Below are 14535 nucleotides of genomic sequence, written 5' to 3'. Positions count from 1 at the left end.
GAGTCAAGGTATGGTGGCGGTATGAATTGCTGTCCCAGCTGGCGTGGAGGGCTCGGGGTTGGCTGAGTATCGGCTGGACGATCTGGCTCAGCTCTCCGGGGTCAGCGCACGCAACATCCGGGCGTACCGCGAACGCGGTCTGCTCGATCCGCCGCGCCGTGTCGGGCGCTCGGCGTACTACGGTGAGCCCCATCTGGCCCAGTTGAAGGCGATCAGCCAGCTACTGGGAAAAGGGTTCAACTCCGCGCATATCGCGGAGTTCTTCAACAGTCTGCGCGACGGTCGGGATCTGGCCGACATCCTCGGAATCCCGCGGACCGCGTTGAACAGACCTGCCCACCGGCTGCAGATCAGTTCGGCCGACGATGACGCCCGTGCACTCGTTCGGCTCGGGCTCGCCGAGGTTGTCGACGATTCACTGATGCTGACCGATCCCGCGCTGGGTGAGTTGGTCGCCCACGCCGACGATCAGCGGCTGTATGTGAGGACGATCGTCCGGGTCGCCGAATCGACGGGTGCCGCGGTCGACGGTGTGGCCGCCCTGGCGGTCGAGGCGCTGGCCGAGTGCACGGCAGGCGCGCCCGAGCGGAGTTGCCGTGAACTCGCGCAGGCTGTCGTGGCAGGCAGCCTCGACCGGGCACTGCGGCGCCGGACCGCCACGGACTAGCGTTCGCGCCGGCGATCACATCCGGGCCGCGGCGGGATCGCCGCCGAAGCGGCCGGCAAGCCACACCGGAACGATCGCCAGCACGGTCAGCGCGGCGGCCACCACGTTGATGACCGGTGCCTGATTGGGCCGGAACAGGTTGGAAAAAATCCAGATCGGCAGCGTCTGCACCGTGGGCCCGGTGGTGAACGTGGTGACGACGATCTCGTCGAATGACAGCGCGAAGGCCAGAATGGCCCCGGCCAAAAGTGCGCCCCGCATCATCGGGAAGGTGACGAACCGGAATGTCTGCCACGCCGACGCGCCCAGGTCCGCGGAGGCCTCCTGCAGGCTGGTACCCATCTGGCGCAGCCGCGCCTGCGTGTTGTTGAACACGATGACGACGCAGAAGGTCGCGTGGGCGATGATCAGGGTTGCCAGCCCGAGCGTCATCGCCAGGACCGAGGTGAAGGTCGCGTTCAATGCGATTCCGGTGACGATGCCCGGCAGCGTGATCGGCAACACCACCAGGAAACTCACCGTGGACCGGCCGAAGAAGCGATAGCGCTGAACGGCGAAGGCGGCCATGGTGCCCAGGACCAGTGCAATCGTGGTGGCGCCCAGCGCCACCACCGCCGAGTTCGCCAACGCCTTCCACATGCCGGTGCTACGCGCGGCGTCGCCCCACCACGCCAGGGTGAAGCCGGTCGGTGGAAAGGCGAATGTGCGGGAGGCGTTGAACGCGTTGAGCAACACCAGCAACAGCGGCGCGTAGAGAAACATCAGGGTCGCGACGGTCCAGACCCCCAGTGCCCGCCGACCGGTGGTGGACAGCATCAGAGCGTCTCCAAGGCGCCGGTGCGACGCATCGCCAGCAGGTACGCGACGATCGCGACCAGCGGGATGATCGACAGTGCCGCGGCCAACGGCTGGTTGTTGGCGGTGACCAGCTGTCCGTAGATGATGTTGCCCAGCATCTGGGTCTTGCCTCCGACGATGGTCACCGCGATGTAATCGCCCAGCGACAACGAGAACGTGAAGATCGAGCCGGCCGCGATCCCGGGGAACACCAAGGGGACCAGTACCATTCGCAGTGTCGACAGGTCGGATGCGCCGAGGTCGGCACTGGCGTCGACGAGGGCGTCCGGAATACGTTCGAACGCCGCGTAAACCGGGATGACCATGTACGGCAGCCAGAGGTAGGCCAGGGTGATGACGGTGGCGGTCAGCCCGTAGCCGGGGGTGTAGCCCGTTGTCCACGACAGCGGCCCCTCGGGGGACAGCAACATCCGCCACGCATAGGCCTTGACCAGATAGCTGGCCCATAGCGGTGTGGTCACCGCAACCAACAACCCCACCCGCATCCTGGGTGTGGCGACCTTGGCCATGTACAGGGCCAACGGCACCGCCAGTACCGCGCAGACGGCGGTGACCGTCAGGGCCACCCCGACGGTGCGGATGGTCGCGGTCCGGAACACGTCGTCGGTCAACACCCGCACGATGTTGTCGCCGGTGAATGTCCGCACCACCGCGCCGGTGAATTCGTCGGTGCCCCAGAACGACGAAATGAGCAATACCGCAAGAGATCCCAGGTATGCGACAACAAGCCAGGCGAGTGGGGGCGTCAACAGCAACGCCAGCCGCACCCGTCGGGTCAGCCCTTGATCTGCTGCCACTTGTCGACCCACTCGCTGTAGGCCGTGCAGTCGTCGCCGCTGCCGTCGACACAATGGGTCTGCGGGGTGGTCCAGTAGCTGATCTGGTCGGCGAAATCCGCGTCGGTGGCGTGGTAGATGTCGCAGAAATCCTGCTCGGTGGTGTGCTCGCAGGCCTTCGCCTGTGCGGGCGCCTCACCGAAGTACTCCGCAACCTGGGCGTTGACCCCCGGTGAGGTGACCCAGTCCATCCACTTGTACATGCAGTTCGGGTGAGCGGCCTTGGCGGACACCATCCAGGTGTCCGACCAGCCGGTGGAGCCCTCCTTCGGCAACACGGTATTGACCGGCACCTTGTTGTCGGCGCCGATGGTGTTGGCGATCACCTGCCAACTGGTGCCGATCACCGAGGTGCCGGACTCGAACGCCTGCACCTCCTTCGTGTAGTCGGACCAGTATTCGCCGATGTTCTCCCGTTGCGCTTTGAGCAATTCGGTTGCGGCATCGAGCTGTTCGGAGGTCAGCGAGTACGGATCGCTGATGCCGAGGTCTGGTTTGGTCTTCGACAGATACAGTGCCGCGTCGGCGATGTAGATGGGGGAGTCGTAGGCCGTCACCCTGCCCCTGTACTTGCTCGCGTCGTCGAACACCGCCGCCCACGAGTTCGGCGCGTCTTGAACGACATTGATGTTGTACATCAACAGATTCGCGCCCCAGCCGTGCGGTATCCCGTACATCTGGCCGTCGACGGAATTCCACGGCCGATCCTTGAGGAACGATGAGATCGTCTCGTAATTGGGCACGAGCGTGGTGTTCACCGGGGCGACATCGCCGGCGTAGATGAGTCGCAGTGTGGCGTCGCCGGAGGCCGAAACCCCGTCGTACTGGCCGGTGCGCATGAGTTGCACCATCTCGTCGGATGTGTTGCCGATCTTGACGTTCACGTCGCAGCCGGTCTGCCGCTCGAACGGGGTGACCCAGTCGATGGACTTGTCGTTGGAGCCGTCCTCGACATAGCCCGCCCAGGCAATCAGGTTCAGCTGCCCTTCACCATTGCCGATGCTGCTGGGCGGCTCCATCTCCGGCGGGGAACCGCCGGGCCTCCCGGCTGGTTCCGAACCCGAGCAGGCGACCACCAGGACCGCACATGAGGCGAGGACGAAACCGGTACGAATGAAACCGTTACGGATGCCGAGGTATTGCATTCTCGAGCCCTTCGTCAGTAGATCAGCCATCGAGGTGGTGGATGGCAGATTCCGGCCAGGCCAACGTGACCGGCGTGCCATGTTGCAACCCGGGCGGCAGCGTCGCGCTGGCGGTCAGCGCGCTGGCGGTCAGCGGTACTCCGGTGGCGGTGCCGGCCGAGATACGGGTCAGTGGGCCGGCGTAGATCACTTCGGAGACGGTGGCCTCGACGGCCCGGTGGCCTGGAGGCGGCTGGGATCCCGCTTCGAGCACGGCGATTCGTTCCGGGCGCACCGCCAGTGGCCCGGGGCTGCCGAACACCGCCTCGGCGGCTACGCCGTCGAGGACGTTGGAGGTACCGACGAAGTCGGCGACGAAGCGGTTGGCGGGATGCTCGTAGACATCGCGAGCGTTGCCGATCTGCTCGATTCGCCCGGCATTGAACACCGCCAGCCGGTCACACAGGGTCAGTGCCTCGTCCTGATCGTGCGTGACGATCACGAACGTGATGCCGACATCTCGTTGGATGGCCTTCAATTCGAGCTGCATCTGTTCACGCAACTTGAGATCCAGCGCACCGAGTGGTTCGTCGAGCAGCAGTACCTGCGGGCGCCCTATCAATGCCCGGGCCAACGCGACCCGTTGGCGCTGCCCGCCGGACAGCTGGCCCGGCCGGCGCGGCGCCTGGTCGGTCAGACGCACCATGTCCAGCGCATCCGCCGTCCGGCGACGGCGCTCGGCTTTCGGCACGCCCCGCACGCGCAGCCCGTACTCGACGTTCTGCGCCACGGTCATGTGCGGAAACAGGGCGTACTCCTGGAACACGGTGTTGACATCCCGATGCCGCGCGGGCACGTCTGTGACGTCGATGCCGCCGAGTCGGACACTGCCTGCGGTCGGGTTGTCGAAACCGGCGATCATCCGCAGCACGGTCGTCTTTCCTGAGCCGGACGGGCCGAGGATCGCGAACAGTTCGCCGTCGGCGACCGAGAGGTCGGCATGGTCGACCGCGACGATCGGATGGCGGGAGTCGCCGAAAACCTTCCGGAGGCCGATGAGTTCGATACGCGCGGTCCCCGTGGTTGCGGCGGGTGCGCCGGGCGGCGTGCTGACCATCCCCGAAGGCATGGCTCATCGTATGAATTCGGCCGTAGGTATGCGGTGCCATTAGCGATTTCGCGTAAATGCACGGCTGGAGCCACGGATTTCGTAGTCTCCTGCGGGTTCCTACGGGTCCTGCGGCGTCCGGCTCGAAAGCCCGCGTCGGGCAGCGGGACGGAAAAACTTACCGACTAGTAAGCTCCGCCAGCAAACTTCTGCCCTCAACCGGTACGGTTCGCTGGACAGACGGAGTGCGGTTGTCGACTCGTAAGCGCTCCGCTCAGGCCGTTTCGGCGCCAGGAAATTTTAGATAACGATTAGATAACAATACTGCCTTGATCTGCGCAGTTATGCCTACTCAACCGTAACCACCTGCATGCAGGACGTTTGTCCCGAACGGCTTCGGTCGCCGTTCAACCCGGTGTTACGTTACCGCCGGTTACCCATGCGTAGAACTCGCCAGTAACCAATCTGGTGGGACAGAGCACACCGCCTCTTATGCCACTCTTAGTAGGGCAGGAATGCCAGCGGAACCTGTCCGGACCGAGCCGGGCCGGGCCGCATTCCGACCGGATTCGACGTTGAATCGCCGATGGCCTGACGCCCGGGGAGCCCAGGGCGCCCCTGAGACCAGAGCCGCAGGACCTAGGCAGACCCCGCGACCGCCGTATGCGACAGCACCAGAGCACCACGAGGAGATAGCGCCAGTGACGATCTACGAACACGAGCGGGTGTCCGCCGGTTGGAGCGACGAATCCGGATCCGACGGTACGGCGGCCGACTCCACTCACGCGCTCGTGGACCGGCTCAGTGCCGGCGAGCCCTATGCCGTGGCCTTTGGCGGCCAGGGCAGCGCCTGGCTGGAATCCCTCGAGGAGCTGGTGTCCTCGGCCGGTATCGAGTCGGAGCTGGCCACGCTTGCCGGAGAAGCCGAACTGCTGCTGGAGCCGGTGGCATCCGAGCTGGTGGTGGTCAGGCCGATCGGCTTCGAGCCGCTGCAATGGGTCAGGGCGCTCGCCGCCGAGGAGCCCGTGCCGTCGGCCAAGCAGCTGACCTCCGCCGCGGTCTCGGTGCCGGGGGTGCTACTCACCCAGATCGCGGCAGGACGTGCGCTGGCCCGTCAGGGGATGGACTTGATCGCCACCCCGCCGGTGGCCGTCGCCGGGCACTCCCAGGGCGTGCTGGCCGTCGAGGCGTTGGCTGCCAAGGGTGCCAAGGATGTCGAGCTGCTGGCGCTCGCGCAGTTGATCGGCGCCGCGGGCACGCTCGTGGCCCGCCGTCGCGGCATCACGGTGCTGGGCGACCGCCCGCCCATGGTCTCGGTCACCAACGCCGAGCCCGAGCGCATCTATGAGCTTCTCGAAGAGTTCGCCGCCGATGTCCGGACCGTGCTGCCCCCGGTGTTGTCCATCCGCAACGGTCGCCGATCCGTTGTGATCACCGGCACACCTGAACAGCTGTCTCGCTTCGAGCTCTACTGCAACCAGATCGCTGAGAAGGAACAAGCGGAGCGCAAGAGCAAAGTTCGCGGTGGCGCGGTATTTGCCCCGGTCTTCGATCCGGTTCAGGTCGAGGTCGGTTTCCACACCCCGCGACTGTCCGACGGCGTCGACATCGTCGGACGCTGGGCCGAGACCGTCGGTCTCGACGCCGGCCTCGCCCGGGAGATGACCGAGGCGATCCTCGTCCGCCAGGTGGATTGGGTCGACGAGATCACCGAGCTGCACGAGGCCGGTGCCCGCTGGATCCTCGATCTGGGCCCCGGGGACATCCTTACCCGGCTGACCGCGCCGGTGATCCGCGGGTTGGGCGTCGGCATCGTGCCCGCCGCGACGCGTGGCGGCCAGCGCAATCTGTTCACCGTCGGCGCGGTGCCCGAGGTGGCCCGTCCGTGGTCCAGCTACACCCCGGGCGTGGTGTCTCTGCCCGACGGTTCGGTCAAGCTCTCGACGAAATTCACCCGGCTCACCGGACGCTCGCCGATCCTGCTCGCCGGGATGACCCCGACGACCGTGGACGCCAAGATCGTCGCCGCCGCGGCCAACGCCGGTCACTGGGCCGAGCTCGCCGGCGGTGGCCAGGTCACCGAGCCCATCTTCAACGACCGCATCGCCGAACTCGGCACGCTTCTGGAACCGGGCCGGGCGATCCAGTTCAACACCTTGTTCCTTGACCCGTACCTGTGGAAGTTGCAGGTCGGCGGCAAGCGGCTGGTACAAAAGGCACGTCAGTCGGGCGCACCGATCGACGGCGTCGTGGTCAGCGCGGGTATCCCCGACCTCGAAGACGCGGTCGAGTTGATCGGCGAGCTCAACGACATCGGCATCAGCCATGTCGTGTTCAAGCCGGGCACCGTCGAGCAGATCCGGTCCGTGATCCGGATCGCTGCCGAGGTTCCCACCAAGCCGGTCATCGTGCACATCGAGGGTGGCCGCGCCGGCGGGCACCACTCGTGGGAAGACCTCGACGACCTCCTGCTGTCCACCTACTCGGAACTGCGGTCGCGGTCCAACATCACCATCTGTGTCGGTGGTGGCATCGGGACGCCCGCACGCTCGGCCGAGTATCTGTCCGGACGCTGGTCGGAGACCCACGGTTACCCGCTGATGCCGATCGACGGCATTCTGGTCGGCACCGCGGCGATGGCGACGCTGGAGGCCACCACTTCACCCGCGGTCAAGCAGATGCTGGTCGACATCAAGGGCACCGACCAATGGGTGGGCGCCGGAAAAGCCCAGGGCGGCATGGCCTCCGGGCGCAGCCAGCTCGGCGCGGACATTCACGAGATCGACAACACCGCATCACGCTGCGGCAGGCTGCTCGACGAGGTCGCCGGCGACGCTGAGGCCGTCGCGGCACGCCGTGACGAGATCGTCGCGGCGATGGCCGACACCGCCAAGCCGTACTTCGGCGATGTCGGTGACATGACCTACCTGCAGTGGTTGCGCCGCTACGTGGAGCTGGCGATTGGCGACGGCAGCAGCACCGCCGACACGAAGAAGGGCCACTCGCAGTGGCTGGACATCACCTGGCGGGATCGCTTCGAGCAGATGCTCAAGCGCGCCGAGTCCCGTTTGCATGCACAGGATTTCGGTCAGATCGAAACTCTCTTTGATGATGAGCAACTCCTCGAGGACCCCAAGGCCGCGCTGGCGGCGCTGGTGGCGAGGTATCCGGACGCCGCTTCGGTGCAGCTGCACCCGGCCGACGTCCCGTTCTTCATCGAGCTCTGCAAGACACTGGGCAAGCCGGTCAACTTCGTTCCGGTCATCGACAAGGACGTGCGCCGCTGGTGGCGCAGTGACTCGCTCTGGCAGGCCCACGATGCCCGCTACTCGGCCGATCAGGTCTGCATCATCCCCGGCACCGCCGCGGTGGCCGGCATCACCCGCGTCGACGAGCCCGTCGGCGAGCTGCTGGACCGCTTCGAGCAGGCCGCCGTCGATGAGGTGCTGTCCTCGGGTGTGCAGCCGGTGGCCGTGCTGTCCCGACTGCAGCGTCGCAATGACGTGACGGGCCCGCTGGCCGTGCTGCTCGATGCACCCGATGTGGTGTGGGCCGGCCGCATCGCGGTCAACCCCGTGCACCGCATCGCGGCGCCGTCGGAGTGGCAGGTCCGTGAGGGTTCTGAAGATCGTTCCGCCACCAATGCTTCCACCGGCGCCCGGCTGGAGGTTGCCGACGCCGAGCACGTGGTGCTGTCGGTTCCGCTCTCGGGCGTCTGGATCGACATCCGCTTCACCCTGACCGACGCGATCCACAGTGGTGGTGCGCCGATCGTCGACGTCGACGACGCCTCGACCGCCATGCGCGCGGTCCTGGCGATCGCCGCGGGCGTCGAAGGCCCGGATGCGTTGCCACCCGTCACGGACGGGGTAGCCCGGCTCACCGTTGCCTGGGACCCCGAGCGCGTCGCCGATCACACCGGTGTCACCGCCACGTTCGGCGCCCCGTTGGCGCCGACGCTGACTGTCGTGCCCGACGCCCTCGTCGGTCGCTGCTGGCCGGCGGTGTTCGCCGCGATCGGTGCGGCCGCGACTGGCGCCGGATTCCCGGTGGTCGAGGGTCTGCTGAGCCTGGTGCACCTGGACCATGCCGCTGAGCTGCTGGCGACGCTGCCCGCAGAGCCAGCTGAATTAACCGTCACCGCAACGGCTTCGGCCGCGGTCGACACCGAGGTTGGCCGCGTGGTGCCGGTCGCGGTGTCGGTGTTCACCACCGACGGTGTCGAGGTGGCCCGGCTTGAGGAGCGGTTCGCGATCCGCGGCCGCACCGGCGAGGCCGAACTGACGGACCCGCTGCGTGCCGGTGGTGCGATCTCTGACAATGCCACCGACACCCCGCGTCGCCGCCGGCGCGACGTCGCCGTCGGCGCCCCGGTCGACATGCGGCCGTTCGCCATGGTGTCCGGCGACCACAACCCCATCCACACCGATCGTGCGGCCGCGCTGCTGGCCGGCCTGGAATCACCGATCGTGCACGGGATGTGGCTCTCGGCCGCCGCGCAGCACGTCGTCACCGCCACCGACGGCAAGGCCGTCCCGCCGGCCCGTCTGGTCGGCTGGACCGCCCGCTTCCTCGGCATGGTGCTGCCCGGCGATGAGATCGACTTCCGGGTGGACCGGGTCGGAATCGCCGTCGGCGCCGAGGTTCTCGAGGTCACCGCGAAGGTCGGTACCGATCTGGTGATGTCGGCGACCGCGCGTCTGGCTGCGCCCAAGACCGTCTATGCGTTCCCGGGCCAGGGCATTCAGCACAAGGGTATGGGCATGGAGGTCCGGGCCCGGTCCAAGGCGGCCCGCAAGGTGTGGGACTCGGCTGACAAGTTCACCCGCGAGACCCTGGGCTTCTCGGTGCTGCACGTGGTCCGGGACAACCCGACCAGCCTGATCGCCTCCGGCGTGCACTATCAGCACCCCGAGGGCGTGCTGTACCTGACACAGTTCACCCAGGTCGCCATGGCCACCGTCGCGGCGGCTCAGGTCGCCGAGATGCGGGAGCAGGGTGCCTTCGTCGAGGGTGCCATCGCGTGTGGCCACTCCGTCGGCGAGTACACCGCTCTGGCGTGTGTGTCCGGTGTCTACGAGCTCGAAGCGTTGCTGGAGGTGGTGTTCCACCGCGGCAGCAAGATGCATGACATCGTGCCGCGCGACGAGCTGGGCCGCTCCAACTACCGGCTGGCCGCGATCCGGCCGAGCCAGATCGACCTCGACGACGCCGACGTCAAGGACTTCGTCGCCGAGATCGCCGAGCGCACAGGTGAATTCCTGCAGATCGTGAACTTCAACCTGCGTGGTTCGCAGTATGCGATCGCCGGTACGGTCCGTGGCCTTGAGGCGCTGGAGGAGGAGATCGAACGGCGTCGCGAGATCAGTGGCGGCAAGCGGTCCTTCATCCTGGTCCCCGGGATCGATGTGCCGTTCCACTCGGAGGTGCTGCGGGTCGGTGTTGCCGACTTCCGCCGCAGCCTCGAGCGCGTGATGCCACGCGGCCAGGACCCGGCGCTGATCGTCGGCAAGTACATCCCCAACCTGGTGCCACGGCCGTTCACCCTGGACCGTGACTTCATCCAGGAGATCCGGGATCTGGTGCCGGCCGAGCCGCTCGACGAGGTGCTCGCCGACTACGACACCTGGCTCAACGAAAAGCCGACCGAGCTGTGCCGCAGGGTCGTGATCGAGCTGCTGGCCTGGCAGTTCGCCAGCCCGGTGCGCTGGATCGAGACGCAGGACCTGCTGTTCATCGAGGAGGCCGCAGGCGGTCTCGGTGTCGAACGGTTCGTCGAGATCGGGGTGAAGTCCGCCCCCACGGTGGCAGGCCTGGCAACCAACACGCTCAAGCTGCCCGAGTATTCGCACAGCACAGTGGAAGTGCTGAACACCGAGCGCGATGCCGCGGTCCTGTTCGCCACTGACACCGATCCCGAGCCCGAGCTCGACGAGCCTGCGGCCCCCGCGGCTGAGGTCGTCCCAACGGAAGCCGCCCCGGCACCCGCAGCCGCTCCGGCGGCTCCGTCGGGCGGCCCGCGGCCCGACGATCTGACCTTCGACGCGTCGGACGCCACTGTGGCGCTCATCGCGCTGTCGGCCAAGATGCGCATCGACCAGATCGAGGGGCTGGACTCGATCGAGTCCATCACCGACGGTGCGTCGTCGCGGCGCAATCAGCTGCTCGTCGACCTGGGCTCAGAACTGAACCTCGGCGCCATCGACGGCGCCGCGGAGGCCGATCTCGGTGCGCTCAAGGGCCAGGTGAGCAAGCTCGCCCGGACCTACAAGCCTTTCGGCCCGGTGCTTTCCGATGCGATCAACGATCAGTTGCGCACCGTGTTCGGTCCGTCCGGCAAGCGCCCGGCCTACATCACCGAGCGGGTCACCAAGACCTGGGAACTCGGTGCCGGTTGGGCCAAGCACGTCACCGTCGAGGTGGCGCTGGGCACCCGCGAGGGCAGCAGTGTCCGCAGCGGCGACCTGGGCAGCCTGCACGCGGGAGCGTTGCCGGACGTCGGCAGCGTCGACAAGGTCATCGACGGGGCCGTCGCGGCAGTTGCGGCCCGTCAGGGCGTGGCCGTGTCGTTGCCGTCGGCCGGCGGTGCCGCCGGCGGAGTGGTGGATTCGGCCGCTCTCGGCGAATTCGCCGAGAAGGTCACCGGACCTGATGGTGTGCTGGCCTCGGCCGCGCGCCTGGTGCTGGGCCAGCTCGGGCTGGATGCCCCGGTGAGTGCTCCGGAGTCGGCAACCGACGCCGAGCTGATCGACCTGGTCACCACCGAACTCGGTTCGGACTGGCCACGATTGGTGGCGCCGGCATTCGATGGCCGCAAGGCTGTGGTGTTCGACGACCGCTGGGCCAGTGCCCGTGAGGACCTGGTCAAGCTGTGGCTGGCCGACGAGGATGAGATCGACGCAGAATGGCCGCGGCTGTCTGAGCGGTTCGAAGGTGCCGGACATGTCGTTGCCACCCAGGCCAATTGGTGGCAGGGCAAGGCGCTGGCAGCCGGCCACAACGTGCACGCGTCGCTGTTCGGCCGCATCGCGGCCGGGGCGGAGAATCCGGGCCGGGGTCGCTACAACGACGAAGTCGCCGTGGTGACGGGTGCGTCGAAGGGATCGATCGCGTCCGCAGTCGTCGGGCAGTTGCTCGACGGCGGCGCCACGGTCATCGCCACCACGTCGCGGCTCGATGACGACCGGCTGGCGTTCTACAAGCAGCTGTACCGCGACAACGCGCGGTTCGGTGCGACGCTGTGGGTGGTTCCGGCCAACATGGCGTCCTACTCCGACATCGACAAACTGGTCGAGTGGGTGGGCAATGAGCAGGTCGAAAGCCTTGGACCCCAATCGATCCACCTGAAAGATGCGCAGACCCCGACGCTGCTGTTCCCGTTCGCGGCGCCGCGCGTCGCGGGTGACCTGTCCGAGGCGGGCTCTCGCTCTGAGATGGAGATGAAGGTGCTGCTGTGGGCCGTGCAGCGGCTCATCGGCGGGCTGTCGACGATCGGCGCCGAGCGCGACATCGCTTCGCGGCTGCACGTGGTGCTGCCCGGCTCGCCCAACCGCGGCATGTTCGGTGGCGACGGTGCCTACGGTGAGGCGAAGGCGTCGCTCGATGCGCTGGTGAACCGGTGGAGTGCCGAGACATCCTGGGCCGAGCGGGTCAGCTTGGCGCATGCGCTGATCGGCTGGACCAAGGGCACCGGACTGATGGGCCACAACGACGCCATCGTCAGCGCGGTCGAAGAAGCCGGCGTGACGACCTACACCTCCGCGGAGATGGCAGCCATGCTGCTGGACCTGTGCACTCCTGAGTCCAAGGTCGCCGCGGCGAACGCACCGATCAAGGTGGACCTGACCGGTGGTCTCGGTGACATCAAGCTCGACATGGCCGAGCTGGCTGCCAAGGCCCGCGAGGAAATGTCCGGTGCGGCTTCCGAAGACGGTGAATCCGACGCCGAGGACGGAACCATCTCCGCGCTGCCGTCGCCGCCGCGTGGCTACGACCCCGCTCCGCCGCCGGTATTCGACGATCTCGACGTGGACCCGGCGGACCTGGTGGTCATCGTCGGCGGTGCCGAGCTCGGCCCGTACGGTTCGTCGCGCACGCGTTTCGAGATGGAGGTCTCGGGCGAATTGTCCGCGGCCGGTGTGCTGGAGCTGGCGTGGACGACCGGACTGGTCAAGTGGGAAGACGATCCCAAGGCCGGGTGGTACGACACCGAGTCCGGCGAGCTGGTGCCCGAATCGGAGATCGTGGAGCGTTACCACGACACCGTGGTCGAGCGTTGCGGCATCAGGGAATTCGTTGACGACGGCGCGATCGACCCGGACCATGCCTCGCCGCTGTTGGTGAGCGTGTTCCTGGACAAGGACTTCAGCTTCGTGGTGTCCAGCGAGGCCGACGCGCGTGCGTTCGTGTCCTACGATCCGGAACACACTGCGGCCCGGCCGGTGCCGGACTCCAGCGATTGGCAGGTGATCCGTAAGGCGGGCACCGAGATTCGAGTTCCGCGCAAGACCAAGCTGTCGCGGACCGTCGGCGCCCAGATTCCCACCGGGTTCGACCCGACGGTGTGGGGCATCACCCCGGACATGGCCAATTCCATTGACCGGGTGGCGTTGTGGAACATCGTCGCGACCGTCGACGCATTCCTGTCGTCGGGCTTCACCCCGACCGAACTGATGCGGTGGGTGCACCCGAGCCTGGTGGCCAGCACGCAGGGCACCGGCATGGGCGGCATGACCTCGATGCAGACCATGTATCACGGCAACCTGCTCGGGCGGGCCAAGCCCAACGACATCCTGCAGGAGGTACTGCCGAACGTCGTTGCCGCACACGTTATGCAGTCCTATGTCGGTGGATACGGCGCGATGGTCCATCCGGTCGGCGCGTGCGCCACCGCAGCGGTCTCGGTCGAGGAAGGGGTGGACAAGATCCGCCTCGGCAAGGCCGACCTCGTGGTGGCAGGCGGTTTCGACGACCTGACGCTGGAGGCCGTCATCGGCTTCGGTGACATGGCGGCCACCGCCGACACCGAGATGATGCGGGCCAAGGGCATCAGCGATTCGAAGTTCTCGCGCGCCAACGACCGACGCCGGCTCGGGTTCCTCGAGGCGCAGGGTGGTGGCACCATCCTGCTGGCTCGTGGCGACCTGGCCGCCAAGATGGGTCTACCGGTGCTGGCCGTGGTGGGTTACGCGCAGAGCTTCGCCGACGGTGTGCACACCTCGATCCCGGCTCCGGGACTGGGTGCGCTGGGCGCCGGTCGCGGCGGCAGGGATTCGGCGCTGTCCCGCTCGTTGGCCAAGCTGGATGTGGGTGCCGACGACATCGCGGTGATCTCCAAGCACGACACCTCGACACTGGCCAACGATCCCAACGAGACCGAACTGCACGAGCGGCTGGCCGACTCGATGGGTCGCTCGCAGGGTGCGCCGCTGTTCATCGTGAGCCAGAAGTCGCTGACCGGGCACGCCAAGGGTGGTGCGGCGGTGTTCCAGATGATGGGCCTGTGCCAGATCCTGCGTGACGGCGTCATTCCGCCGAACCGCAGCCTGGACTGCGTCGACGACGAACTGGCCACCTCCGGTCACTTCGTCTGGATGCGCGAGGCCATGGACCTGCGCGGGAAGTTCCCGCTCAAAGCCGGTCTGGTGACCAGCCTCGGGTTCGGTCACGTGTCGGGTCTGGTGGCGCTGGTGCACCCGGAGGCGTTCATCGCCGCGCTGGATCCGCAGGAGCGGGAGAGCTACCGCAAGCGCGCGCATCAGCGCACGCTGGCCGGTCAGCGCCGGCTGGCCTCGGCCATCGCCGGTGGGCGTCCGATGTACGAGAAGCCCGCGGACCGACGGTTCGATCATGATGGGGCCGAGAAGCGGCAGGAAGCGGCGATGTTGCTGAATGTCGATGCGCGGCTCGGCGATGACGACCTGTACGTGCGATGAGCGCGCT

At 67.2% G+C, this 14535-nt stretch carries 6 protein-coding genes; 2 read left to right on the top strand and 4 right to left on the bottom strand.

What is annotated here, in order from left to right:
* Positions 1-58 precede the first annotated feature (58 nt).
* On the top strand, positions 59-667 hold the full coding sequence (locus M1247_RS22845; protein WP_317158676.1) for a MerR family transcriptional regulator: 609 nt from the start codon (positions 59-61) through the stop codon (positions 665-667).
* Positions 668-682: 15 nt separating this feature from the next.
* Here M1247_RS22845 and M1247_RS22840 read toward each other — a convergent pair whose 3' ends face one another.
* The 4 genes from M1247_RS22840 to M1247_RS22825 are packed head-to-tail and all read right to left on the bottom strand — an operon-like array spanning position 683 to position 4614.
* Complete coding sequence (locus M1247_RS22840) at positions 683-1483, bottom strand: ABC transporter permease (RefSeq protein ID WP_317158675.1); 801 nt, start codon at positions 1481-1483, stop codon at positions 683-685.
* Entirely contained in the window at positions 1483-2322 is an 840-nt protein-coding gene (locus M1247_RS22835) for an ABC transporter permease (RefSeq protein ID WP_317158674.1), read from the bottom strand. The genes M1247_RS22840 and M1247_RS22835 overlap by 1 nt, the downstream gene beginning before the upstream one ends.
* The gene (locus tag M1247_RS22830) at positions 2301-3506 is read right to left on the bottom strand and encodes an ABC transporter substrate-binding protein (protein ID WP_410506927.1); all 1206 of its coding nucleotides are present in this window, start codon (positions 3504-3506) and stop codon (positions 2301-2303) included. Before M1247_RS22830 ends, M1247_RS22835 begins: the two co-directional genes overlap by 22 nt.
* Positions 3507-3528: 22 nt before the next feature.
* Positions 3529-4614: an ABC transporter ATP-binding protein gene (locus M1247_RS22825; RefSeq protein ID WP_317158673.1), complete on the bottom strand. Its 1086-nt coding sequence runs from the start codon at positions 4612-4614 to the stop codon at positions 3529-3531.
* Between the two features lie 680 nt (positions 4615-5294).
* Between M1247_RS22825 and M1247_RS22820 the strand changes: the two genes are divergently transcribed.
* A complete protein-coding gene (locus M1247_RS22820) occupies positions 5295-14528 on the top strand; it encodes a polyketide synthase (RefSeq protein WP_317158672.1) in 9234 nt (3077 codons plus the stop codon).
* The last annotated feature ends 7 nt before the right edge of the window (positions 14529-14535 follow it).

The organism is Mycobacterium appelbergii, from assembly GCF_032883035.1.
In the GTDB taxonomy this organism is placed as follows: Bacteria; Actinomycetota; Actinomycetes; order Mycobacteriales; family Mycobacteriaceae; genus Mycobacterium; species Mycobacterium appelbergii.
This window is presented reverse-complemented; position numbering and strand designations above follow the sequence as displayed.